Origin of the sequence: Pseudomonas sp. CIP-10, assembly GCF_020911845.1 — a bacterium.
GTDB classification, from domain to species: domain Bacteria; phylum Pseudomonadota; class Gammaproteobacteria; order Pseudomonadales; family Pseudomonadaceae; genus Aquipseudomonas; species Aquipseudomonas alloputida.
Window position 1 is genome coordinate 5,340,890 of sequence record NZ_CP087160.1, and the last position, 24,375, is coordinate 5,365,264.

Here is a 24,375-nt window from a genome sequence, read left to right on the forward strand (position 1 = left end):
TCCTTATTCGCGGTCTTTGAGCTTGTCGGAGTACTCGTGGGCATGGTCCGGGCTGTGGTGCTTGCCATCGGCGGCACGGCTTTGCTCGGCACCCTGCCACAGGCGCTCAAGGTCGTAGAACTGGCGGGCAGCGGCGGTCATCATGTGCACGATGACGTCGTTCAGGTCCAGCAGCACCCAGTCGCTGTCGCCCTTGCCTTCTTCACCCAGTGGCTGGGCGCCCTTGGCCTTGACGGCTTCACGGACCTTTTCGGCCATCGCGTTGATCTGGCGGTTGGAGGTACCGGTGGCAATGATCATGTAGTCGGTCAGGCTGTGCTTCTCGCGCACGTCGATGACCTGGATGTCCTGGGCCTTGACGTCTTCCAGCGCTGCCTTGGTCACTGCGACCAGTTCTTCGCCGTAAATTTTCTGCTTGGTCATATAAAACTCGTTCAACTCGTTGGATGAGGCGCCAGAGGCACCGTCAGTTGGGCGCACGATACAGTTCGTGCGCCTCGATATAGGCCAGTACGGCGTCCGGCACCAGGAACCTCACCGATTTGCCGCTGGCCAGCAGCTGTCGGATCTGTGTAGCCGACACCGCAAGCGGCGTCTGCCAGACGAACGAAATATTTCCCGCCGGGCCGGACATGGCGGTGGGATCGCTCTCCGAGCGCGCAGCCAACAGGTTGCGCAACTCGTCAGGGGGTTCTACGTCGGCATCCGGACGTTGCAGTACCAGGATGTGACAGTGTTGCAGCAATTCTTCCCAGCGATGCCAGGCGGGCAGACCACAGAAGGCATCCCAACCCAGCACCAGGAACAACTGGTCGTTGCCGGACAGTTCGGCGCGGATCGATTCCAGCGTATCGATGGTGTACGACGGCTTGTCACGTTCCAGCTCGCGGGCATCGACGCTCAGGCAAGCGACGCCCTGCACCGCTTCACGGACCATGGCCAGGCGATCCTGCGCGGCCACCTGTGGCGTGTCGCGGTGCGGCGGCCGGGCATTGGGCAACAGGCGTAGCTCATCCAGCCCCATGAACTCGGCCACTTCCAGCGCACTGCGCAAGTGGCCGATATGCACGGGGTCGAAGGTACCACCTAGAATGCCGATACGCCGGACTGCCTGGGCCTTGCTCAACTCAGCAGGACCCCTGGCCGCGCAACTGGCCATCGCCGATCACCACGTACTTCTCGCAGGTCAGGCCTTCCAGACCGACAGGGCCGCGGGCATGCAGCTTGTCGGTGGAAATACCGATTTCCGCACCCAGGCCGTACTCGAAGCCATCGGCAAAGCAGGTCGGGGTGTTGAGCATGACCGACGCCGAATCGACCTCAGCCATGAACTGACGGGCTTCACCCTGGTGTTCGCTGATGATCGAGTCGGTGTGGTGCGAGCCATAGTGGTTGATGTGCTCGATGGCCTGGTTCAGGCCATCGACCACGCGAATCGACAGGATCGCATCGAGGTATTCCGTGTGCCAATCGGCTTCGGTGGCCGGTTTGGCGCTGATGATAGCCTGGGTACGCTCGCAACCGCGCAGCTCCACGCCCTTCTCCACGAAGCGGCGGGCCATTTCTGGCAGGAAGCGCTCAGCCACTTGTTGGTCGACCAGCAGCGTTTCCATGGCACCGCAGATGCCGTAGCGGTAGGTCTTGGCGTTGAAAGCTACATTCCAGGCCTTGTCCAGGTCGGCATGCTGGCTGACATAGATGTGGCAGATGCCGTCCAGGTGCTTGATCACCGGCACGCGGGCATCGCGACTGATGCGCTCGATCAGGCCACGGCCTCCGCGCGGTACGATGACATCGACGAATTCAGGCATGCTGATCAGCGCGCCCACCGCTTCGCGGTCGGTGGTTTCGACCACCTGCACCACCGCCGCCGGCAGGCCGGCTTCGGCCAGGCCACGCTGAATGCAGGTGGCAATGGCGCGGTTGGAGTGGATGGCTTCGGAACCGCCCCGAAGGATGGTTGCATTGCCCGACTTGAGGCACAGGCTGGCGGCATCAATGGTCACGTTCGGGCGCGATTCATAGATGATCCCGATCACCCCCAGCGGGGTACGCATCTTGCCTACCTGAATGCCCGATGGGCGGTAGCTCATGTCGCGAATGGCACCGACCGGGTCCGGCAGGCTGGCCACCTGGCGCAAGCCGGTGATCATGCCGTCGATACGCGCCGGGGTCAGCGCCAGACGGTCGAGCAGTGCGGGCTCCAGGCCACTGGCGCGGCCGGCGGCCAGGTCCAGCTCGTTGGCAGCGGTGAGTTCGGCACGGGCAGCGTCCAGCGCGTCGGCGGCGGCTTGCAGGGCGCGGTTCTTCTGCGCGGTGCTGGCACGGCCAATCACCCGGGAAGCCTCACGGGCAGCGCGACCCAAGCGGGTCATATAGTCAAGAACGGACTCAGTCATGGGTTCGGTGTCTTGGCGAAGGGGAAATCGGCTGATTATAACTGCCGCGCAGGTGTACGCCCAGCGGCGGGTGGCGGATGGTCGAAAATGGATGGGGCAATGTGTAGGAAAGATGTAACCGGGGTTATCGAGATTTCCATCGCCTGTTGCGGCCCTTTCGCGGGCGCGCCCGTTCCCACAGGGATTTCACAAGGCCTGGACCTATGCACCACCAATGGGAGCGGGCATGCCCGCGAAAGGACCGGCACTGCCAACATCACCCTCCGATTCAGCCTCGATTAAGCCATTCATTGCTATCATCCCCGCCTCTCCAGCCACGAACTGCTCCGCATGCCAGCCCTGCCCGACAGCTTTTTCGACCGCGACGCCCAGACCCTGGCCAAGGCCCTGCTGGGCAAGGTCATCCGTCACCGCCACGGCGACCTGTGGCTGGCCGCGCGGATCATCGAGACCGAGGCCTACTACCTTTCCGACAAAGGTAGCCACGCTTCGCTCGGCTATACCGAAAAACGCAAGGCGCTGTTCCTGGATGGGGGGCATATCTACATGTACTACGCCCGCGGCGGCGACTCGCTGAACTTCAGCGCCCACGGGCCGGGCAACGCGGTGCTGATCAAGTCTGCCTATCCTTGGCAGGACACCCTCTCGGGGCCCGACAGCCTGGCGCAGATGCAACTGAACAACCCCGATGCAAGCGGCAATATCCGCCCGCAAGAGCGTCTGTGCGCCGGCCAGACCCTGCTATGCCGGGCCCTGGGCCTGAAGGTGCCGCATTGGGACGCCCAGCGTTTCGACGCCGAACGCCTGTACGTCGAGGATTGCGGCAATGCCGTGCCCCGGGTGATCCAGGCCGCCCGCCTGGGCATCCCGCACGGGCGCGACGAGCACCTGCCGTACCGCTTCGTCGATGCCGGGTACGCCCGCTTCTGCACGCGGAACCCGTTACGTCGCGGCCAAGTCGAAGGCCGTGATTTCTTCATTCTCGAACAAGGAAGCTGAACATGGGCCAATGGCTCGACAGCCTGACCGGCTGGCTCAGCGCCAACCCACAGTGGCTTGGCCTGGCGATTTTCCTGGTGGCCTGCATCGAATGCCTGGCCATCGCCGGCATTATCGTGCCGGGCACCGTACTGCTGTTCGCCGTGGCGGTACTGGCCGGCAGCGGCACGTTCAGCCTGGGCGAAACGCTGCTCCTCGGCTTTCTCGGCGGCCTGCTGGGCGACGCCTTGTCTTACACAGTGGGCAAGTACTTCCACCAGAACATTCGCCGGCTGCCGCTGCTACGCCACCATCCGGAATGGATCGGCAGCGCCGAAAGCTACTTCCAGCGTTATGGCATCGCCAGCCTGCTGGTAGGCCGCTTCATCGGCCCGCTGCGGCCGATGCTGCCAATGGTCGCCGGCATGTTCGACATGCCCCTGCCGCGCTTCATCGCCGTCAGCCTGCTGGCCGGTGCCGGCTGGTCGATCGCCTACCTGCTACCCGGCTGGGCCACCGGCGCCGCCATGCGCCTGCCCCTGCCGGAAGGCTTCTGGCTGGACGCCGGGATCATCGCCGGCGCCCTCGCGGTGCTGATCGGCCTGAGCCTGAATACCAGCCTGCGAGACCAACGCCACGGCACCCGGCTGGTTGCCGCGCTCAGCTTCATCACCCTGGCCGGTGTATTCCTCGGCTGGCCCTACCTCCATGAGTTCGACCAAGGCGTGATGACACTGGTCCAGGAGCATCGCAGCCAGGCCATCGACAGCACCGTGGTGCTGGTGACACGGCTAGGCGATTTCCGCACCCAGTTGTTCCTCGGCGGCCTGCTGACCGGCCTGCTGCTGCTTGCCCGTCAGTGGCGACACGCATTTTTCGCCGCTGGCGCGTTGATGGGTACGGCGATCGCCAACGGCACACTGAAATGGCTATTTGCCCGGGCCAGGCCGGAAGTACTGACCGACCCACTGACCAGCTACAGCATGCCCAGCGGGCACAGCTCGGCATCGTTCGCGTTCTTCCTGGTCATGGCCGTACTGGCGGGGCGTGGGCAGCCACCACGCATGCGCCTGACCTGGGTGATGCTGGGGTGCATTCCGGCGCTGGCGATTGCCCTGTCGCGGGTGTACCTGGGGGCGCACTGGCCAACCGATATCCTGGCTGGGGCCCTGCTGGCCTGTTGCGTATGCGCACTCAGCCTGACATTGGTGCAACGCCAGCAGACCCTGCCAGCCCTGCCGCTGCGGGTGTGGTGGCTGGTGTTGCCGGCAAGTGTGGCGCTGCTGACGTTCTTCGCCATGCATGCGCTGCCGCAGGCGTTGGTCAGGTATCAATATTGATGTTGCCTGTGCCGGCCTATTCGCGGGTAAACCCGCTCCTACACTGGGTATCGCGCTTGTCGTAGGAGCGGGTTTACCCGCGAAGGGGCCGGAACAGGCAATACAGAACCATCAGGCGAACAACTCACCCTGAATCCGCTCCAGCAGCTTCTGGATTTCCCCCAGCCGCTGCTGCGGCGAATCGAGGGTCAGCAGGTCCAGCTTGTCTTCTTCCATGAACGGCAACAAGTACGCCAGCTGATTGGCCAGCGCCTGACGCCCGTCCACCGGGCGCGGCATGCCCAGCGCTTCGACCATGGGGTGCTCACCCAGGGCCACCAACAGCGCCAGCAGGTCGTCATCGGCCTCCAGCAACGGGCTGTCTGCCTGCTCCGGCAGCCATTGCACCTGGCCCACCAGCAACTGGTCCTTCTGCACCTCGGAGCTTTCCAGATTGAAGCGCCGCACGCCCTCGACGCGAATACCCAGCAAGCCATTATCCTGCTGCACGAAGTCGCGGATCACCGCTTCACAGCCGATCGAGGCGACCACCGGTGGCGCCTTGCCAACTTGTTCGCCCTCAAGGATGCACACCACACCAAACCCTTCGCCCTGCTTCATGCAGCGCCCGATCATGTCCAGGTAGCGTGCCTCGAAAATCTGCAAATCGAGGAAGCAGCCAGGAAACAGCACGGTATTGAGCGGAAACAGCGGTAGCGTCATCACAATTCCTCAAGCCACCAGGCTGACTGCCAGCGGCAGGAACACCGCTGTAGCCACCCCCATCAGGCTCATCGCCAGCGCGGCAAAGGCGCCGCATTCGTCACTTTCCTGCAGGGCCACCGAAGTGCCCACTGCGTGTGCGGTCACGCCCAGCGACATGCCGCGCGCCTCAGGGCTGTGCACGCCGAAGCGGCTCAGCAACGCCGGGCCGAAGATCGCCCCGATCACCCCGGTAATCAACACGAACACTGCCGCCAGGGCCGCCACGCCGCCAATCTGCTCAGCCACCAGCATGGCGATCGGCGAGGTGACAGACTTCGGCGCCATGGTCATCAGGATCATGTGCTCGGCACCGAACCACCAACCCAGCACCAGGCAGCAGAGCGTGGCAAACAGGCCTCCGACTACCAGCGTAGTAAATGTCGGCCAGAACAGCTGGCGGATACGCCGCAGGTTGAGGTAGAGCGGCACAGCCAGGGCCACCGTAGCGGGCCCCAGCAGAATGTTCATGATTTCGGTGCTTTTGCGGTATTCGCTGTAATCGATACCGCACAGCAGCAACACACCGATCACCAGCAGCATCGACACCAGTACAGGTTGCAGGAAGATCCAGCGGGTTTTCTCGTAGGCTGCCAGCACGACCTGATAGGCCCCCAGCGTGATGCCAATACCGAACAATGGGTGGTGAATGACCGCATCGAGTGCGCCCTGCCAGTCGAGCATCATGGCTGCTCCTCACGCTTGCCCTGGCGCTGAATGAGCTTTTGCATCAGCACACCGACGAACACAAGGGTCAACAGACAGGAGATCAGCAAGGCCCCGACAATCGCCCAGAAGTCGGCGGCAATGTCCTTGGCATATACCATCACCCCGACTGCCGGCGGTACCAGCAGCAGCGGGAGATAGCGCAGCAAGCTGCTGGCGGCCTCGTTCAGCGGCTTGCCGACCTCACCGCGAGCCATGAGAAAGAGCAGCAGCAACAACAGGCCGATGATCGGCCCGGGCAAAAACGGCACAAACAGGTGATTGATCGCCGTCCCCAGCAGCTGGAACAGTACCAGCCAGGTCAAACCACGCAACAGCATAAGCATCTCCCTCGGGCATGGCCGCCATTATAAGCACGCTCAGCTATAGACCGATATTCGCCGAAAAGCGGGCAACTTGACTGAAACGGTTCGCCGTGCTGATCTTGTACTTTCGTACCAATTGACAACTCGGAGAGTCCGCGATGCCCCATGTACCGGTTACAGAGCTTTCGCAGTACGTTGGCAAGGAGCTGGGCCACTCGGAGTGGGTGAAGATCGACCAGCAGCGCATCAACCTGTTCGCCGAGGCGACCGGCGACTTCCAGTTCATCCATGTCGACCCTGAGAAGGCAGCAAAAACCCCGTTTGGCGGCACGATCGCCCATGGTTTCCTGACCTTGTCGCTGATCCCCAAGCTGATCGAGGACATCCTCGTCCTGCCGCAAGGGCTGAAGATGGTGGTGAACTACGGGCTGGACAGCGTGCGCTTCATTCAGCCGGTCAAGGTCGACAGCCGGGTTCGGCTGAAGGTAAAGCTGGGCGAGGTGGTGGAGAAAAAGCCAGGGCAGTGGCTACTCAAGGCGATTGCCACGCTGGAGATCGAGGGTGAAGAGAAGCCTGCTTATATAGCCGAGTCGCTGTCGCTCTGTTTTGTCTGATACATGCCCGGGGGGCTGCAGTGCAGCCCCCGATCCACAAATCCCCCGCACTCGCGTAAACTGCCAGCCTTCGCGCAGCCTAGGGCTGCCCCTGTCGATTTATCAAAGGTGCCCGCCATGCCCTGGCTGCAAGTACGCCTGGCCATCAGCCCGGAACAAGCCGAAACCTATGAAGATGCGCTGCTTGAAGTAGGCGCCGTCTCGGTCACGTTCATGGATGCCGAAGATCAACCGATCTTCGAACCAGACCTCAACACCACCCCGCTGTGGTCGCACACTCACCTGCTGGCACTGTTCGAGGCCGATGCCGACCCTGAACAGGTGTTCGCCCACTTGCGCCTGCTGACCGGCGCCGAGCTGCCCGAACACCAGGCCGAGGTGATCGAGGACCAGGACTGGGAGCGCAGCTGGATGGACAACTTCCAGCCGATGCGCTTCGGCCGCCGCCTGTGGATCGTGCCCAGCTGGCACGATGCCCCGGAAAAGGACGCCGTGAACCTGCTGCTCGACCCGGGCCTGGCCTTTGGCACCGGCACCCACCCCACCACGGCCCTGTGCCTGGAATGGCTCGACGGCCAGCAGCTTGAAGGCACCCAGGTGCTGGACTTTGGCTGCGGTTCGGGCATCCTGGCCATCGCTGCGCTGCTGCTGGGCGCCCGCGAAGCGGTAGGTACCGACATCGACGTGCAGGCCATCGAGGCTTCGCGCGACAATGCCCAACGCAACGGCATTGCCGACGAGAAACTGGCGCTGTACCTGCCCGAACACATGCCGGCGATGCAGGCCGACGTGCTGGTTGCCAACATCCTCGCCGGCCCGTTGGTGTCGCTGGCGCCACAGTTGTCCGGCCTGGTTCGCCCAGGTGGCCTGCTGGCGCTGTCGGGCATCCTCGCCGAGCAAGGTGAAGACGTGGCCGCCGCTTATGCCGCCGACTTTGAACTGGACCCGATCGTCGTGCGCGACGGCTGGGTGCGCATCAGTGGTCGGCGTCGCTAAGCGGGCCTAGAATACTTTTCTGCACAGCTCCCGGATCGCCGCATGACCGACAGTTTCGTCACACAGTGCCCGCATTGCCAGACCAGCTTTCGCGTCACCCACCACCAGTTGGGCGTGGCGCGTGGCGTGGTGCGCTGCGGTCACTGCCTGCAGGTATTCAATGCCGCCAAGCAGCTGCTGGAGCAAAACCGCGCCGCTACCACCAGCGCCCCCGTGGTGCCGGCACCGGTACCTGCAGTGCCTGCCGAGCCGCTGGCCGAGCTGGCGCCAGAGCCTGCCATCAGTGTACGCGGCACCCCTCCTGACCAGGACTGGGCGCTGACTGCCCAGGCGCTGGACGAGCTCGACCTCGACAAGGAACTGGAGCGCCTGGAGCGTCGCAGCCAACCGGCCCCGACCCACCCGGCCAGCCAGGATGACAAGCTGCAGGCACGGCGCGATGAACTTCACCCGGACGAGCACGCAGAAGACCTTTTCGGTACGGCTACCGATGAGCCCTACGCGCCGCAGGAACCGGCAGAGCCTACCCCGGTGCTACTGGAACCGGAACCTTTGGAGCTGGACCTGGAGCCTGCCCCCGGCGAGCGTACCGAGCCTACCCTGGGCAGCAACCTTGACCTGGACATCGATGGCGAGCCGCCTGTGCACCGTGCGGCCGAACGCGATGACCAGCCCGCATTCAGCGAACCGCTGCGTATCAGCGATGACGAAACCCCGGAAACGGGCCTGAGCGCCCGCGACGACGAGCCACTGGCGCTGCGCCTGTCGGCGCATGACGACGAGCCCGTCGAGCCGCTGCCCGGAGAGCGCTTGGAACCAGGCTTTGCTGGCAAGCCCGAGCGCCCCTCGCGCAAGGAGCCGCTGGTCGATGTGGTCGATGACCCGCTGCAGCTAGGCTGGGAAAAACCCGCACCCAACTGGGGCAAGCGCCTGCTGTGGGGCTTTCTGACCCTGCTGGCTGCCGGCCTGCTGGCGTTCCAGTACGTGTGGTTCCACTTCGACGAAATGGCCCGCCAGGACCAGTATCGGCCGATTTTCCAGCAAATCTGCCCGATGCTCGGCTGCCAGGTCCCTACCCGCGTCGATATTGCACGCATCAAGAGCAGCAATCTGGTGGTGCGCAGCCATCCAGACTTCAAGGGCGCACTCATTGTCGACGCGATCATCTACAACCGCGCACCGTTCGCCCAGCCGTTCCCGTTGCTGGAACTGCGCTTCGCCGATCTCAATGGCCAACTGATCGCCAGCCGTCGCTTCAAGCCCAGCGAGTACCTGTCGGGGGAACTGGCAGGGCGTGGCGAAATGCCCAGCCAGACGCCAATCCACATTGCCCTGGACATCCTCGACCCTGGGCCGAAGGCCGTGAATTACAGCCTGAGCTTCCGTTCGCCGGAGTAGGCGACAAGCGGCCAGCAGCAAGCGACAAGACAAGAAGCCCCAACCGCGACCGCTTTTTGTCCTGTCGCTTGCTGCTTGAAGCACAAAGGCATAAGCCGACAACTGTTCAGATTTTATCCAAATCCATCTTTATCCAGTCATCGAGAGCGGGTATCATGCCAACCCTTTTTCGAACTCCAAGATTCGGCCCCACAACAGGGATCACCTATGTCGGCGGTACGCATCGGCCAATACACACTACGTAACAACCTGATCCTCGCGCCCATGGCCGGGGTCACGGACCAGCCTTTCCGTACACTTTGCCAGCGCCTGGGCGCCGGCATGGTGGTGTCGGAAATGGTAAGCAGCGACATGAGCCTGTGGAACAGCCGCAAGTCGAGCCTGCGCCGCATCCATGAAGGTGATCCCGAGCCACGCTCGGTGCAGATCGCCGGCGGTGATGCGCAGATGATGGCAGCGGCGGCAAAGGCCAATGTCGAAGCGGGTGCCCAGATCATCGACATCAACATGGGCTGTCCGGCAAAAAAAGTCTGCAACAAAGCCGCAGGCTCTGCTTTATTGAGAGATGAAGCCTTGGTCAGCGAGATCCTCCACGCCGTAGTCAGCGCTGTGGACGTACCGGTGACCCTGAAAATCCGCACCGGCTGGGACCGGGCGAACAAGAACGGCCTGAACGTGGCGAAGATCGCCGAACAGGCTGGCATCCAGGCGCTGGCGGTGCATGGCCGCACACGTGCCGACCTGTACACCGGCGAAGCCGAATACGACACCATCGCGGCCATCAAGCAGGCGGTGTCAATCCCGGTTTTTGCCAACGGCGATATCACCTCGCCAGAAAAGGCCCGGGCGGTGCTGGAAACCACCGGGGTCGATGGCCTGTTGATTGGCCGGGCTGCCCAAGGGCGGCCATGGATCTTTCGCGAGATCGAGCATTACCTGCGCACTGGCGAACATCTGCCAGCGCCGCAACTGGACGAAGTGGAACGCATCCTGCTGGAGCATCTGGCCGCGCTGCATGCCTTCTATGGCGATGTGATGGGCGTACGTATCGCCCGCAAGCACGTTGGCTGGTACCTGGCAACACGACCCGGCGGCAAGGAGTTTCGCTCCCGGTTCAACGCTTTGGAAGACACACAAGCGCAGTGCGCCAACGTTCGCGCGTTTTTCAGCGAACGTCGACAGAGCCTTGAGACAGAGGACGGACAAGGGGTGGCCGCATGACGATGATGACCGAGAATTTTGTGAGTGGAACAACGCCCGTGAGCGACAACGCCAACCTGAAACAGCACCTCAACACGCCGAGCGAAGAGGGCCAGACCCTTCGCGACAGCGTCGAGAAGGCGCTGCACAACTACTTCGCCCACCTGGAAGGCGCGACCGTGACGGACGTGTACAACCTGGTGCTCTCCGAAGTCGAGGCGCCCCTGCTCGAAAGCGTGATGAACTACGTGAAGGGCAACCAGACCAAGGCCAGCGAGATGCTCGGGCTGAACCGAGGCACCCTGCGCAAGAAGCTCAAGCAGTACGACTTGTTGTAAGCCAGAATCCCATCCAGAAAAGGCGACTCCCTGAACAGAGGCGCCTTTTTTGCTGACTCCACCGCGTTATTGGAACCCGAAATGACCGACCAGACTACCCGCCTGCCAGTCCGCCGCGCCCTGATCAGCGTCTCCGACAAGACCGGTATCCTCGAATTCGCCCGTGAGCTGCAGCAGCTCGGTGTCGAGATCCTGTCCACCGGCGGCACCTACAAGCTGCTCAAGGACAACGGCGTAAACGCGGTGGAAGTGGCCGACTACACCGGCTTCGCCGAAATGATGGATGGCCGGGTCAAAACCCTGCACCCGAAGATCCACGGCGGTATCCTCGGCCGTCGTGGCACCGACGACGCCATCATGAACGAGCACGGCATCAAGCCGATCGACCTGGTTGCGGTCAACCTGTACCCGTTCGAAGCCACCATTTCCAAACCTGGCTGTGACCTGCCGACCGCCATCGAGAACATCGACATCGGCGGCCCGACCATGGTCCGTTCGGCAGCCAAGAACCACAAGGACGTGGCCATCGTGGTCAACGCCAGCGACTACGCCGGCATCGTCGAAGGCCTCAAGGCCGGTGGCCTGACCTATGCCCAGCGCTTCGATCTGATGCTCAAGGCGTTCGAGCACACTGCCGCCTACGACGGCATGATCGCCAACTACATGGGCACCATCGACCAGGCCAAGGACACCCTGAGCACCGAGGCGCGCAGCGAATTCCCGCGCACCTTCAACAGCCAGTTCGTCAAGGCACAGGAAATGCGTTATGGCGAGAACCCGCACCAGAGCGCGGCGTTCTATGTCGAAGCCAAGAAAGGCGAAGCCAGCATTTCCACCGCTGTCCAGCTGCAAGGCAAGGAACTGTCATTCAACAACGTGGCCGACACTGACGCCGCGCTGGAATGCGTAAAGAGCTTCGTCAAGCCGGCCTGCGTCATCGTCAAGCACGCCAACCCGTGCGGCGTGGCGGTAGTACCGGAAGACGAAGGCGGCATCCGCAAAGCCTACGACCTGGCTTACGCGACCGACACCGAATCGGCGTTCGGCGGCATCATCGCATTCAACCGTGAACTGGACGGCGAAACCGCCAAGGCCATTGTCGACCGCCAGTTCGTCGAAGTGATCATCGCCCCGAAAATCTCCCAGGCCGCCCGCGACGTAGTGGCTGCCAAACAGAACGTACGTCTGCTGGAGTGCGGCGAGTGGCCAGCCGAGCGCGCTGCCGGTTGGGACTTCAAGCGCGTCAACGGTGGCCTGCTGGTGCAAAGCCGCGATATCGGCATGATCACCGCCGATGACCTGAAGATCGTCACCAAGCGTGCCCCGACCGAGCAAGAGATCCACGACCTGGTATTCGCCTGGAAAGTGGCCAAGTTCGTCAAGTCCAACGCCATTGTCTACGCCAAGCAGCGCCAGACCATCGGCGTCGGCGCCGGCCAGATGAGCCGCGTCAACTCCGCCCGCATCGCTGCAATCAAGGCCGAGCACGCTGGCCTGCAGGTGCAGGGCGCGGTCATGGCGTCGGATGCATTCTTCCCGTTCCGTGACGGCATCGACAATGCAGCTAAAGTGGGTATCAGCGCCGTGATCCAGCCGGGTGGTTCGATGCGTGATGCTGAAGTCATCGCTGCTGCCGACGAGGCCGGCATCGCGATGGTCTTCACTGGCATGCGCCACTTCCGCCACTAATTACGCGGATCCCGAGGCGAGTCGAGATCCTGTGGGAGCGGGCTTGCCCGCGAATACGATGGTGGATTCACCGCCGCATTCGCGGGCAAGCCCGCTCCCACAGTGTTCGGCGCAAGCCACGGGATCACTTGAATCGAGGTTTTGACATGAAAGTTTTGATCATCGGCAGCGGCGGCCGTGAGCACGCCCTGGCCTGGAAAGTCGCCCAGGACCCACGCGTCGAGAAAGTCTTCGTTGCCCCGGGCAACGCCGGTACCGCCATTGAAGCCAAGTGCGAGAACGTCGCCATCGACGTGTGTGCCCTGGAGCAACTGGCCGACTTCGCCGAGAAAAACGTCGACCTGACCATCGTCGGTCCGGAAGCACCGCTGGTTATCGGCGTGGTCGACCTGTTCCGCAGCCGCGGCCTGGACTGCTTCGGCCCAACCAAGGGCGCGGCCCAGCTGGAAGGCTCCAAGGCCTTCACCAAGGATTTCCTGGCACGTCACAAGATCCCGACCGCCGACTACCAGAATTTCACCGAGATCGAGCCAGCGCTGGCCTATCTGCAGGAAAAAGGCGCGCCAATCGTGATCAAGGCCGATGGCCTGGCGGCAGGCAAGGGCGTAATCGTCGCCATGACGCTGGAAGAAGCCGAAGCCGCCGTGCGTGACATGCTGGCTGGCAACGCCTTCGGTGAAGCAGGTTCGCGTGTCGTGATCGAAGAGTTTCTCGACGGCGAAGAAGCCAGCTTCATCGTCATGGTCGACGGCCACAATGTGCTGCCCATGGCCACCAGCCAGGACCACAAGCGCGTCGGCGACCAGGATACCGGCCCGAACACGGGCGGCATGGGCGCCTACTCCCCTGCCCCGGTGGTTACCGCCGACGTGCACCAGCGCGTGATGGACCAGGTGATCTGGCCAACCGTGCGCGGCATGGCCGAGGAAGGCAACGTCTACACCGGCTTCCTCTACGCCGGCCTGATGATCGACAAGGCGGGCAACCCCAAGGTCATCGAGTTCAACTGCCGCTTCGGCGACCCGGAAACCCAGCCGGTCATGCTGCGCCTGGAGTCGAGCCTGGTACTGCTGGTGGAAGCTGCGTTCGCCAAGGCACTGGACAAGGTCGAAGCACAGTGGGACCCGCGCCCGAGCCTGGGCGTGGTCCTGGCAGCTGGCGGTTACCCGGGCGACTACGCCAAGGGCGACGTGATCAACGGCCTGGACGCTGCCGCCAAGATCGAAGGCAAGGTATTCCATGCCGGTACTGCGCTCAAGGATGGCAAGGTAACCACCAACGGCGGGCGCGTGCTGTGTGCCACCGCCATGGGCAGCACCGTTGCCGACGCGCAGCAGCAGGCTTATCGCCTGGCCAAGGAAGTCAGCTGGAACGGCAGCTTCTACCGTTCCGACATCGGCTATCGGGCCATCGCCCGCGAGCGCGGTGAGCACCAGCAGTAAATACTACCGGTATGCCGTAGCGGTTTCAGCCTGCGGCATCCGGCTCGTCGACAGGGCCCGGAATGGGCCTTGCCTTCGACTTCGCGCGCCGCGCATAGTGAGTACCCGGCACATCGGCCAAGAAGGGATTTCGTAGTGCGTCGGCTTCGGATTGCCTCAGCTCTGATCGTCAGCTTGCTGACCCTGCTCTGCATGTTTCCGGCTGCGGCCGAACATGACGGAGGCTGGACCGTTCTGCTCGACGAACAGGCCAACCTGCAACTGAGCGATGTGCGCTCCGAGCGCTATCGCAACCAGTTCAGCCCACTGCCTCTCGCCGACCTTGATGCTGCCCCGGCTGGACAGGCCTTGTGGCTGCACTATCGTCTGGCACCAGGTGACCAGGAGCAGCTGCTGCGGGTATTTGCCCCGGACCTTTCTGGCCTGGACCTCTACGCCCTCGAAGGCGAACAACTTCTGCGTCAGCTGCACCACGGGCGCCAGGCCGGCAATGCCAGCCCGACCCTGCGTGGCAGCGACCATGTATTGCCCCTGCCCAACAGCAGGCAACCGCTGGACATCTACTTGCGCCTGGCCTCAGAGCACCAGCTGCGTCCGGCCATCAGCCTTGAACCTGCGGCCGAGGCAGCCTCGGATCAACGCCAGCCGCTGTGGTTCGGCATGCTGTTCGGCGGCCTGATCATGCTGATCATGCACAACCTGATCCGCTTCCTCTACACCCGCTCCAGCACCACCCTGATCCTGGCGCTGTACCACGGCCTGATGCTGCTCAGCGGCCTGATCCTGCTGAACCTCAGCGGCCCTTGGTGGCATGTGTGGCACAGTGCGCAAACGCCTGCCGCCTATCTGACGCTGGTCCTGGCCGGCCTGTCCGGGTTGTATTTCACCCAACATTTCTTTTCGCCGTGCAATTCGCCACGGCTTAACCGCCTGCTGCAGGGTGAGATGCTGATTGTCGGGCTCAGTGGCCTGGTGCTGCTGTTCGTCGATACCCTGCCACTGAACCTGATGACCTACGCCCTGATGGCGCTGGGCAGCGTGAGCATGCTGCTGGTCAGCAGCTACCACTGGTACAAGGGCTATGCACCCGGACGCCTGTTCAGCCTGGCCATGGTGGTGTTCAACCTCGGAGGCCTGGTCCTGCTGCCAGCCCTGCTGGGCCTGACACGCACCTCGACACCCTGGCTGCTGTGCATCCTGCTGGGCCTGACCGTGGTCAGTGGCCTGCTGCTCAACCTGGCAGTCAGTGAACGGCTGCGGCGCATAAGCGAGGAGCGTTTCAGCGCCAGCCGTGCACTGGCCGCCAGCGATGCAGAAATCAACGCCAAAGCCGAGTTCCTGGCCAAGATCAGCCACGAAATCCGCACCCCGATGAACGGCGTGCTCGGCATGACTGAACTGCTGCTGGGCACACCGCTGTCGGTGAAGCAACGTGACTATGTGCAGACCATCCACAGCGCGGGCAACGAGCTGCTGACGCTGATCAACGAAATTCTGGACATTTCCAAGCTGGAATCCCGGCAAATCGAGCTGGATGATGTGCAGTTCGACCTTAACGCGCTGATCGAGGATTGCCTGAACATCTTCCGCGCCAAGGCCGAGCAACAGAACATCGAGCTGATCAGCTTCACCCAGCCACAAGTACCGCGGGTTATCAGCGGAGACCCGACGCGCCTGCGCCAGGCCTTGTCGAGCCTGCTGGAAAACGCCCTGAAAAATACCGACCAGGGCGAGATCCTGCTGGTGGTGGCGCTGGATCAACGCGGCGAGGTGCCACGCCTGCGTATCGCCGTGCAGGACAGCGGCGAGCCGTTGCCCGCTGCCGACCGTGAAGCCTTGCTGCAGGCCGAGTTGCACAGCCACCACTTCCTTTCCAGCAACAAGCTGGGCGGCCACCTGGGGCTGGTCATCGCCAAACAGTTGATCGGTCTGATGCAGGGCGAGTTCGGCATCAAGAGCAACACCGGCATGGGCAACACCCTGTGGCTGACCTTGCCGCTGGACCCTTCACGCCTGGAACAGCCACCGGCGGACCTCGACAGCCCGCTGCGCGATGCCCGCGTGCTGGTAGTGGACGACAACGACACGTGCCGCAAGGTGCTTGTACAGCAGTGCAGCGCCTGGGGCATGAACGTCAGCGCAGTGCCGTCGGGCAAGGAAGCTCTGGCCCTTTTGCGCACCAAGGCGCACCTGCGCGACTACTTCGACGCGGTGCTGCTGGACCAGAACATGCCCGGCATGACCGGCATGCAGCTGGCCGCCAAGATCAAGGAAGACCCGAGCCTGAACCACGACATTCTAGTGGTGATGCTCACCGGCATCAGCAATGCGCCGAGCAAAGTCATCGCGCGCAACGCCGGGGTCAAGCGAATATTGGCCAAGCCGGTGGCCGGTTATACGTTGAAGACCACCCTGGCCGAGGAGCTGGCCCAGCGCGGCCGCGAACAAGCGATGCCCGCCAGCCTGCCTGGCATCCCGCAGGCGCTGGACCTGCCAGGCGACTTCCGCGTGCTGGTCGCCGAAGACAACAGCATCTCGACCAAGGTGATCCGCAGCATGCTCGGCAAGCTCAACCTCAAGCCCGATACCGCCTGCAATGGCGAAGAGGCCTTGCAGGCGATGAAAGCGCAGCATTATGACCTGGTGTTGATGGACTGCGAGATGCCGATACTGGACGGTTTCTCGGCCACCCAGCAGTTGCGGGCCTGGGAAGCTGACAACCAGCGCCAGCGCACGCCGGTGGTGGCACTGACAGCGCACATACTGGCCGAACACAAGGAGCGCGCGCGGCTGGCAGGCATGGACGGACACATGGCCAAGCCGGTGGAGTTGTCGCAGTTGCGTGAGCTGATTCAATACTGGGCCAATCACCGGGAAGCCAAGGTGGACCCGGCACATACGTCCTGACCGATATCCAATGCTCTTGCAGGAGCGGCCTCGCGACACTAGGCCGCGCCGGCATAAACCCAAGGAACACTGCTCATGCTCCATGAGTTGTTCAGCGTCTACCTGAAAATGCTCGTGCTCTACAGCCCGTTCTTCGTGCTGTCGTGTTTCATCAGCCTGACCCGCGGCCACTCCAGCAAGGAGCGCAAGCAACTGGCCTGGAAGGTCGCGTTCGCAGCCTTGGTCGCCAGCGTGATGCTGTACCTGTTCGGGCGGGCGATCTTCGGAATTTTCGGCATCACCGCCGATGCCTTTCGCATCGGTGCCGGCAGCGTGCTGTTCATTTCAGCGCTGGGCATGGCCCAGGGCAAGCCGGCGGTACAGGCCGACAACGTTCAGCAGGATGTGACCATCGTACCGCTGACCATTCCGCTGACCGTTGGCCCCGGTACCATCGGTGCCCTGTTGGTGATGGGGGTAAGCCAGCCGCACTGGGATGAAAAACTGCTGGCCATCGTCAGCATTGCCTTGGCCAGCTTTACCGTAGGCCTGGTGCTGTATCTATCGCACCGTATCGAGCGCCTGCTCGGTGACCAGGGCTTGCAAATCGTCAGCCGCCTGATGGGGCTATTCGTCTGTGCCCTGGCAGCACAGATCATCTTTACCGGGATTCGCGGTTACCTGCTGCCCTGAGCTTTCCAAGCCGGGCGCCTACAATTGCAGCTCAAGGATCGCCTTGCCATTTTGCTTGTCGACACTGGCCTGGGCCCGCTTGCGGTAGTCTTCGCGGAACCCCTGCAAGTTGAAGTGGATCACTTCGACACGCATGTCCAGGAGTTTTACTTCGCTGTTCAACTGCATGAACAGGAAGTCCTTGGAGGTCTTTTTCATCGACATTTCCATGTGGACCAATACCATGTCGATGAAGCCGCTCGACTGCTGAGAGCAAGGCAGCAACTGAAAACGTCCAACAGCTTTCGAGACTGCCCGGGATTCAAACGCGGTCAAGGTCTGGCTGTGATTACGCAGTGCCTGAAGCGACGACTGGGCAGATTGATAATGACCGGCAGAGCCTTTCTGACGAACCTGGGCAAGCGCCTGCTCGGCAAGGCTGGCCCTGTCCGGTCCCGGTCGAGTCGCCGTGGGCGCGAGCTTGCCATCAAAGCCCAGAAACGCAAGGTTACGCCAGTAGTTCCTGAACCAGTCCAGCTCCAGGCCTTCGTTGAAGTCCCCCCAGGCAACTTGCTGGGCAAACGCATTGGCCAACAGGATGTCGTCACGGGCTTCGCGGTTAACACCTGGCAAGAATGACAGCAGGCTGCTGTGGACGAGTTTGCCACTGGCGGCACCTTGATTGAACTCACTCATCTTCGACTCCTGATGTTGTCGCACGTTTGACTTGGCTGCGGTACTGCAATTGCTTGACCTTGATAGCGTCATGCAAGCCCGTACTTATTGAACTGATCACTTTTTCATGGGTGAAATAATTGGCATCGAACTGCTGAGCGGCATGGGCACTTGCAAGATTCAGCGGCTGCCACAGCCAATCCATCGCCAGATGCTCTGCTGTGCTAAAGCCCAACTCGGTACTGATGACGCCTGAATCGGCCAGTATCAGGCGCAACTCCATACGTACATGGCTCATGCCTTTATCGTCCGGGGGCCGAACACATTCGGCCCATAACAACTGTTCTATGGCACCGTCGGGTTGGGCGGAATAGGCGTCGAGGCATGTGGCTACCGGCCCCTGCAGGGCGCTGGGCACACCTGCCAAGAGCTTGGCCCGCAACATGCTCCACAGTTCACAGGCCACTGCGGGGGCAGCAGTCACAGCGCTGGAATGCAAGGTCGCGACAGTGCAGCCGAAGTTACCCTGAATTCGCAGATATTCCTTGTGCCACCCAGCGTCCTGAAGGGCGTGCCCCTTGCTAGCGGTCAAGTAGGCTGCCAGCTGAACATCCAACAGTGCTTCTGCTCGTGAAGCACTGACATTGTTGTCGATCAATACCAGGCTATTGCCGTTCAACCACAACGTGTAATTGGCGTGCATCAGTATGCCCTCCAGGCCCGTCGACGCCGTGTCGACAGGCCAACTTCATCGTCAGAGTTCCAGTGCCAGCAGGACCTGCAGGGCATTGTCGTCAAGTTTGGTTTCTACAATGGCGCGAACTTTGTCGTATTGGCGCTTATCGAAATTCAACACCGCACCACAAGCAAAGTTGGAAGTACCGTTGCTTTCCCACTTGACCAGCAGATAGTTGGCAGCCTTGTCAGGCTTGGCGTCGGTCTGGATCGCACTGACCAGCATCGCCACTTGGCCGCCGTCCGTTTGCTCGCACTTGGCAAGGCTCAGCCCGGTTCGGTCATCTTCGACCGACTTGCGGTCGAGCAACTCGACGTTTTTGGTGCTGGCGGCCAAGGCTGAAACAACCGTTTTGCCGAGATTGTCCAGGGCGGTTGCCACATCGCCAGTGAAAACGCCATATGCCGCCTGCAGGCCCTTGCCCAGCAAGTTGCTGATCTCAAGGCGCATATTGCGTTCAGTGACCTGCTGTACATCGACATTGGTCGGCGCCCAGCCCATCTTCGACATCAGGTAGATGTAGTGTTTGAACCAGAGTTGCGTTTCACGGATAGGGTCATGCTGCTTGTTGGCACCTTGCGTGGCCAGGGCATGACAAGCCTTTGCAGCATCGCGGTTTTGCTCACCCATCAGGTCGGGGAACACGAACAGATTCTTGTCCGGCAGAACCTGAAGCTGCAGCTTCTCTTTATCGGTCGTCATGGGAAAGGTCTCCAGGAAGGGTACGGTTGGAGCCAAATAGCTCCAGCCGCAAACCTACCTGTGACCTTTACCTCAATCTGCCACGAAGCAGTTCCTCATCTGCCCGCGCTGCCGCCGCTTACGGCTTTGCGCCATACCAGCGCGGGGTATAGACCCAAACCCCACCCGCTGCGCGGTCGAAAGTGCAGGTAGTGGAAGACCCAACCAACACCATGGTGCGCATGTCGACCATTTCTGGCAGCAGTTCGGCCAGGGTGACTACCTTCAGTGTCTGCCCCGGCCTACCGATGTCACGGCCAAGGACTACAGGCGTGTTCCCGTCACGGTGGCGGCGCACAACCTCCAGGGCGACACCGAGCTGGTGCGGCCTGGCCTTGGAGATCGGGTTGTAGAAGGCCAGCACCAGGTCGGCCTGGGCAGCCAGGTCCAGGCGCTTTTCAATGATCGACCAGGGCTTGAGGTTGTCCGACAGCGACATCACGCAGAAGTCATGCCCCAGCGGTGCACCTGCCTGGGCGGCGGTTGCCAGCGAGGCTGAAACCCCCGGCAAGATCTGCAGGTCGACGCGATGCCAGGCAGGGTCACTGGATTCGTGCAATGCTTCGAGCACCGCAGCGGCCATGGCGAAAACGCCCGGGTCACCTGACGACACCACCACCACCGAACGGCCTTGGGCCGCCAGTTCGAAGGCATGTCGGGCGCGCTGCATCTCTTCGCGGTTGTCGGTGCAGTGCAGCACCTGGTCGTCGCGGAACGGGCCAGCCATGCGCACGTAGGTTTCGTAACCGAGCACATCTTCGGCCTGCGCAAGTTCGGCCTTGACCGCCGGCACCATCAGTTCCGCCGCACCTGGGCCAAGGCCGATGACCGCCAGGCGACCGCGACGGCGGCCGACCTGCGCCACGTCGACCGGGGCAGGCGCCACCGCGACCACGACTTCTTCAAGCGCTATCAACTCGGCATCGGGCACCGCCGCAGCGACCATGCTGGCCACATCGCCAGAGCGGGGGGCGAAGCGCAAAGGGACACCCAGGGCCTGCGCAGCTTCGTGCAACGCGCTGTCGGCCATGGTTCGCTCGTCTGCCAGCACGCAGGCTACCGAGGGCTCGGCGATGCCGGCCTGCTGCAGTGCTGCGCGAATACTGTGCAGATTGCCACCTGCAACGCCCACGACCACCTGGCGCGGGTGGATCAGCAGCTCGTCGCGGTTGGCCGGGCGCGCCTGATGCCCCACATGGATGGTGCGCTGCGCCGCTTCGCTGGCGGGCAACTGCGCCAGCTGCAGCCACGGTGCGTTTCCTTCGATACGCACGGACTCACCTGCCAGCAGGTCGGATACAAAGCGCTTGCCTTGCTCGATATCGGCCAATGCATAGCCCTGCGGCGGGTTCAGCAGGCAAGTACCGAAGCGCAGCTCGCCACTGGTGGTGATGGCCGCGGAAACGCCCAGCACATCAGCGATTTCCCGCGCCATCACGTTCACCCCACCGAGGCCTCCGAGCAACGGCACTACCGCGCTACCATCCTCGGCCACGGCCAGTACCGGCGGCTCGCTGCCCTTCTCGCAGAGCAGAGCGGCCAGGCTACGGATAACGATACCCGCGGCGCACAACGCAATGATCGGCGTGTCTTGCTGGTACAACCCGCGCAGGGTATCGCCGAACGACACGTACGACTGGTCCGCACCCTCGACACGCCCCTCGAGGCCATGGATCGTGGCCTGCGGATAACAGGCCTGGATACGCTGCGCCGTCGTCAGGCTGCCCGGGCCGAGAATGACGATGGCCGGTGCCCTGTGCAAGTTCAGCCCTGCCATTTTTCCCCCGGCACGATGATCAGCGAGAAGTACGGCGACGACTGCGGGTCGACCTGGTCCAGCGGCACGATCTTCTGGTTGGCCATGGTCGCCCGTTCCACATACAGCGCACGCCCATCCAGGCCCAGGTCGGCCAGCACTTCGCGCACCTTGGGGAAGTTGCGCCCAAGTTTCATGATCACCGCTGCATCGGCGTCGGCCAGACGGCGCTTGAGCTCTTCAGCGGGCAACACGCCAGACAACACCGACAGGCTCTGGTTGCGGTACACCAGCGGCGCCCCCAGCACCGAAGCGCCACCGAGCATGGAGCAGACACCGGGAATCACTTCTGCCTCGTAGCGCTGCGCCAGGCGGTCATGCAAGTACATGTAGGAGCCATAGAAGAACGGGTCGCCTTCGCAAATGACCGCCACGTCGCGGCCGGCATCCAGGTGCTCGGCCACCTGTACGCTGGCTTCGTCGTAGAAGTCGCTGATCACTTGCTCATAGGACAGCGGCGCCGGCAGCACTTCGGTGGTGACCGGGTAGACCAGCGGCAGCAGGGTCTGCTCGGGCTGCAGGTGCGCCTCGATAATGCCGAAGGCATTGCCACGCTTGCCCTTGGCCACGAAGTAGCCGACCACCGGCGCCTCACGCAACAGGCGCAGGGCTTTGAGGGTAATCAGTTCAGGATCGCCAGGGCCCACGCCCAGGCCAAGCAGTCGTCCGCGCGGGGCCATCATTCCACCTCCGTGGCCAGGGCGTTGACCGCCGCGGCGGCCATCGCGCTGCCGCCCAGGCGGCCTTGCATGATCACGAACGGCACGCCACGGCTGTCGGCGGCGAGCATGGCCTTGGACTCGGCAGCACCGACGAAACCGACCGGGAACCCGAGGATCAGCGCCGGCTTGGGCGCACCGGCATCGAGCATCTCCAACAGGTAGAACAACGCGGTTGGGGCATTGCCGATGACCACCACGCTGCCCTCCAGGTAAGGGCGCCACAGCTCCAGGGCTACGGCGGAGCGTGTGTTGCCGGCGTCTTTGGCCAGGCCCGGCACGCTGGGGTCACGCAGGGTGCAGATGACTTTGTTGTCAGCTGGCAAGCGCGCCCGGGTGATCCCTTCGGCCACCATGTGCGCATCGCAGAGGATCGGCGCGCCGTTGAGCAGCGCCTCGCGCCCGGCCCGGCCGGCACCGTCTGAGAACTGCAGGCCATCGATGGCGTCGACCATGCCACACGCGTGGATCACACGCACGGCGAGCTTTTCAAGGTCTGCGGGGATCCGCTCGAGTCGGGCTTCCTCACGGATGATCCGGAAGGAGTTGCGATAGATCTCCTGACCATCGCGGATGTAGTCAATCATCAAGGTGCTCCGTCGGCAGGTCGAGCATGGCGCCTGCTTCATTCAAGGTAAGGTCGGTGGCGCGCAGGGCACCGAAACCCGGCTGGCGCGCATCACGCAGGTACAAGTCGTAACGGCCCGGCGAACGGGCCAGCAAGGTGGCCGGGGCAACATGGGCCACAGCACAGGAACGGGGGCAGCCAGACAGGTGCACGCTGGCCGGCACGCCAGGGCCCAGCAGCGCGGCCAGGACAACGGCGTCAGCCTTGGTCTCGGCAAGGGCCTTGGCGCAGCCGCTGGCACCGGTGCAGGCGCTGATACGCGCCAGGGGTTCGCGGTCGTGGCACAGCAACCCCAGCGCAGACAGTTCGGCCAGGGCCTGATCGATGTGCTGCGCTTGCAGGTTGGTCAGCACCAGGCTTTGCCAGGGGCTAAGGCGCATGCTGGCATCGCCCAGTTCACGGGCAATACGTGCGGCGCCACGCAGCATCGCGGGGGTCAGGCGGCCTTGCGGCGGGGCAACGCCAAGGGCAACGCCCTGCGCCTGGGGCAACCTGCCTAACCACGAGGCGCGGTGCTGTTCACGCCGCCACGTGAGCACGGCGGCATCGCGGCGGATGTCCAGGCCGAGCCCAGCGACAAAATCAGCTGGCGGGTACACCTCAAGCAGCTGGCGCATGCGCGTCTGCGTCGGGGATGCCAGATCGAGGAAGCGCTCCAGCACGGCGCGCACCAGCATCAGGCCCTGCGCCAGCGGCACCGCACCGAGCGCCTGGCCCTCTGCCGGGCAACCTGCCAGGCCAAACGCCAGCCAGGTCTGCTGATCCAGGTGCAGGGGCGACAGCCACAGGTCATGGGGGTGTTCGAGCATCGCCAGGCGCTCGCCGGCATCCAGCTGCACAGCGAACTTGGCCGACAGCTGGTGAAAGCGCGGGGTGCCTTCCAACAGGTCGAGGATCTGCCCGGCCAGCGGCCGGGCGTCCAGCAGCATGAGCGGGTCATGCCCGGCCAGCGGGCTGAGCATCACGTTGCGCACATCGTCACCCGCGGCATCGCGTGGTCCCAGGCCGGCTGCGAGCAGTGCCTCGACCAAAGCGCGATGCTCGCTGCCAATGCCGCGAATCTGCAGGTTGCCACGGTTGGTGGCCTCGATCACGCCGCCAGCAAAACGCTCCGCCGCCGCCGCCACGGCTTCAGCCTGCTCGGCCAGCAGCAGGCCACCCGGCAGCTTGATGCGGCAGATACCGCCATCACGGGCACTGACAATGCGCCACAACCCCGGGCAGGCCGAGGGGCGGGGCGATACGTGGGGGGCATGGGCCTGCGTCAAAGGGGCATCCGGCAGTCTGTGAAAATGCGCTTGAGTGTAGAAGGCGCGGTATTATGCCTGCTTTGTCC

At 63.0% G+C, this 24,375-nt stretch carries 24 protein-coding genes; 11 read left to right on the forward strand and 13 right to left on the reverse strand.

From position 1 onward, the window contains the following. Nucleotides 1-3 precede the first annotated feature (3 nt). From rsfS to LMH93_RS24105, 3 genes are read right to left on the reverse strand one after another with little or no spacing between them, the layout of a single operon-like run. Nucleotides 4-423 carry a ribosome silencing factor gene (gene rsfS, locus LMH93_RS24095; RefSeq protein WP_009685825.1) on the reverse strand — a complete coding sequence of 140 codons (420 nt, stop codon included), beginning with the start codon at nucleotides 421-423 and terminating at the stop codon, nucleotides 4-6. Between the two features lie 43 nt (nucleotides 424-466). Continuing rightward, nucleotides 467-1,159, reverse strand: a complete 693-nt coding sequence (gene nadD, locus LMH93_RS24100; RefSeq protein ID WP_014592538.1) for a nicotinate-nucleotide adenylyltransferase — start codon at nucleotides 1,157-1,159, stop codon at nucleotides 467-469. Further along, on the reverse strand, nucleotides 1,128-2,399 hold the full coding sequence (locus LMH93_RS24105; RefSeq protein ID WP_004576854.1) for a glutamate-5-semialdehyde dehydrogenase: 1,272 nt from the start codon (nucleotides 2,397-2,399) through the stop codon (nucleotides 1,128-1,130). The genes nadD and LMH93_RS24105 overlap by 32 nt, the downstream gene beginning before the upstream one ends. Nucleotides 2,400-2,729: 330 nt before the next feature. On the opposite strand from LMH93_RS24105, the gene LMH93_RS24110 reads away from it, so the two are divergent. Together LMH93_RS24110 and LMH93_RS24115 are read left to right on the forward strand one after the other, a co-directional pair. Further along, complete coding sequence (locus LMH93_RS24110) at nucleotides 2,730-3,398, forward strand: DNA-3-methyladenine glycosylase (RefSeq protein WP_012053813.1); 669 nt, start codon at nucleotides 2,730-2,732, stop codon at nucleotides 3,396-3,398. A gap of 2 nt (nucleotides 3,399-3,400) precedes the next feature. Further along, on the forward strand, nucleotides 3,401-4,717 hold the full coding sequence (locus tag LMH93_RS24115) for a bifunctional DedA family/phosphatase PAP2 family protein (protein ID WP_230064684.1): 1,317 nt from the start codon (nucleotides 3,401-3,403) through the stop codon (nucleotides 4,715-4,717). A 111-nt stretch (nucleotides 4,718-4,828) separates the two neighbouring features. On the opposite strand, the gene LMH93_RS24120 is transcribed toward LMH93_RS24115, so the two are convergent. The 3 genes from LMH93_RS24120 to LMH93_RS24130 are packed head-to-tail and all read right to left on the reverse strand — an operon-like array spanning nucleotide 4,829 to nucleotide 6,504. After that, the gene (locus tag LMH93_RS24120) at nucleotides 4,829-5,419 is read right to left on the reverse strand and encodes an LON peptidase substrate-binding domain-containing protein (RefSeq protein ID WP_003249708.1); all 591 of its coding nucleotides are present in this window, start codon (nucleotides 5,417-5,419) and stop codon (nucleotides 4,829-4,831) included. A gap of 9 nt (nucleotides 5,420-5,428) precedes the next feature. Then, on the reverse strand, nucleotides 5,429-6,145 hold the full coding sequence (locus tag LMH93_RS24125) for an LrgB family protein (protein ID WP_004576852.1): 717 nt from the start codon (nucleotides 6,143-6,145) through the stop codon (nucleotides 5,429-5,431). Then, nucleotides 6,142-6,504 (reverse strand): CidA/LrgA family protein, encoded by a 363-nt coding sequence (locus LMH93_RS24130; RefSeq protein WP_014861016.1) that lies wholly within the window; start codon nucleotides 6,502-6,504, stop codon nucleotides 6,142-6,144. The genes LMH93_RS24125 and LMH93_RS24130 overlap by 4 nt, the downstream gene beginning before the upstream one ends. Before the next feature lie 143 nt (nucleotides 6,505-6,647). Between LMH93_RS24130 and LMH93_RS24135 the strand changes: the two genes are divergently transcribed. The 9 genes from LMH93_RS24135 (at nucleotide 6,648) to LMH93_RS24175 (ending at nucleotide 17,745) form a co-directional block, all read left to right on the forward strand. Beyond that, nucleotides 6,648-7,103, forward strand: coding sequence for a MaoC family dehydratase (locus LMH93_RS24135; RefSeq protein WP_019752601.1), 456 nt, complete (start codon nucleotides 6,648-6,650; stop codon nucleotides 7,101-7,103). A 117-nt stretch (nucleotides 7,104-7,220) separates the two neighbouring features. Beyond that, complete coding sequence (gene prmA / locus LMH93_RS24140) at nucleotides 7,221-8,099, forward strand: 50S ribosomal protein L11 methyltransferase (RefSeq protein WP_003249700.1); 879 nt, start codon at nucleotides 7,221-7,223, stop codon at nucleotides 8,097-8,099. 42 nt (nucleotides 8,100-8,141) lie between these two features. Beyond that, nucleotides 8,142-9,497, forward strand: a complete 1,356-nt coding sequence (locus LMH93_RS24145) for a DUF3426 domain-containing protein (protein WP_230064685.1) — start codon at nucleotides 8,142-8,144, stop codon at nucleotides 9,495-9,497. 207 nt (nucleotides 9,498-9,704) lie between these two features. Further along, a complete protein-coding gene (dusB, locus tag LMH93_RS24150; protein WP_047604682.1) occupies nucleotides 9,705-10,718 on the forward strand; it encodes a tRNA dihydrouridine synthase DusB in 1,014 nt (337 codons plus the stop codon). Then, on the forward strand, nucleotides 10,715-11,035 hold the full coding sequence (gene fis, locus LMH93_RS24155; RefSeq protein ID WP_003249693.1) for a DNA-binding transcriptional regulator Fis: 321 nt from the start codon (nucleotides 10,715-10,717) through the stop codon (nucleotides 11,033-11,035). Before dusB ends, fis begins: the two co-directional genes overlap by 4 nt. An 81-nt stretch (nucleotides 11,036-11,116) precedes the next feature. Continuing rightward, the gene (gene purH / locus LMH93_RS24160; RefSeq protein ID WP_003249687.1) at nucleotides 11,117-12,724 is read left to right on the forward strand and encodes a bifunctional phosphoribosylaminoimidazolecarboxamide formyltransferase/IMP cyclohydrolase; all 1,608 of its coding nucleotides are present in this window, start codon (nucleotides 11,117-11,119) and stop codon (nucleotides 12,722-12,724) included. A gap of 146 nt (nucleotides 12,725-12,870) precedes the next feature. Then, complete coding sequence (purD, locus tag LMH93_RS24165) at nucleotides 12,871-14,166, forward strand: phosphoribosylamine--glycine ligase (protein ID WP_003249685.1); 1,296 nt, start codon at nucleotides 12,871-12,873, stop codon at nucleotides 14,164-14,166. A 135-nt stretch (nucleotides 14,167-14,301) separates the two neighbouring features. After that, on the forward strand, nucleotides 14,302-17,073 hold the full coding sequence (locus tag LMH93_RS24170) for a hybrid sensor histidine kinase/response regulator (RefSeq protein ID WP_004577053.1): 2,772 nt from the start codon (nucleotides 14,302-14,304) through the stop codon (nucleotides 17,071-17,073). Nucleotides 17,074-17,148: 75 nt separating this feature from the next. Then, nucleotides 17,149-17,745, forward strand: coding sequence for a MarC family protein (locus LMH93_RS24175; protein ID WP_003249681.1), 597 nt, complete (start codon nucleotides 17,149-17,151; stop codon nucleotides 17,743-17,745). Between the two features lie 18 nt (nucleotides 17,746-17,763). On the opposite strand, the gene LMH93_RS24180 is transcribed toward LMH93_RS24175, so the two are convergent. The 7 genes from LMH93_RS24180 to cobG all read right to left on the reverse strand — a co-directional run bounded on the left by LMH93_RS24180 (nucleotide 17,764) and on the right by cobG (nucleotide 24,322). Further along, on the reverse strand, nucleotides 17,764-18,420 hold the full coding sequence (locus tag LMH93_RS24180) for a hypothetical protein (protein ID WP_230064686.1): 657 nt from the start codon (nucleotides 18,418-18,420) through the stop codon (nucleotides 17,764-17,766). Then, a complete protein-coding gene (locus tag LMH93_RS24185; protein ID WP_185279937.1) occupies nucleotides 18,413-19,102 on the reverse strand; it encodes a hypothetical protein in 690 nt (229 codons plus the stop codon). Before LMH93_RS24185 ends, LMH93_RS24180 begins: the two co-directional genes overlap by 8 nt. Nucleotides 19,103-19,153: 51 nt before the next feature. Next, nucleotides 19,154-19,837, reverse strand: a complete 684-nt coding sequence (locus tag LMH93_RS24190; protein WP_003249674.1) for a hypothetical protein — start codon at nucleotides 19,835-19,837, stop codon at nucleotides 19,154-19,156. 118 nt (nucleotides 19,838-19,955) lie between these two features. Next, on the reverse strand, nucleotides 19,956-21,653 hold the full coding sequence (gene cobJ, locus LMH93_RS24195; protein WP_070096413.1) for a precorrin-3B C(17)-methyltransferase: 1,698 nt from the start codon (nucleotides 21,651-21,653) through the stop codon (nucleotides 19,956-19,958). After that, nucleotides 21,641-22,372, reverse strand: coding sequence for a precorrin-2 C(20)-methyltransferase (locus tag LMH93_RS24200; RefSeq protein WP_026031823.1), 732 nt, complete (start codon nucleotides 22,370-22,372; stop codon nucleotides 21,641-21,643). The genes cobJ and LMH93_RS24200 overlap by 13 nt, the downstream gene beginning before the upstream one ends. Continuing rightward, entirely contained in the window at nucleotides 22,372-22,998 is a 627-nt protein-coding gene (locus tag LMH93_RS24205; RefSeq protein WP_003249670.1) for a precorrin-8X methylmutase, read from the reverse strand. The genes LMH93_RS24200 and LMH93_RS24205 overlap by 1 nt, the downstream gene beginning before the upstream one ends. Continuing rightward, nucleotides 22,991-24,322: a precorrin-3B synthase gene (cobG, locus tag LMH93_RS24210; RefSeq protein WP_047604679.1), complete on the reverse strand. Its 1,332-nt coding sequence runs from the start codon at nucleotides 24,320-24,322 to the stop codon at nucleotides 22,991-22,993. The genes LMH93_RS24205 and cobG overlap by 8 nt, the downstream gene beginning before the upstream one ends. Between the last annotated feature and the right edge of the window lie 53 nt (nucleotides 24,323-24,375).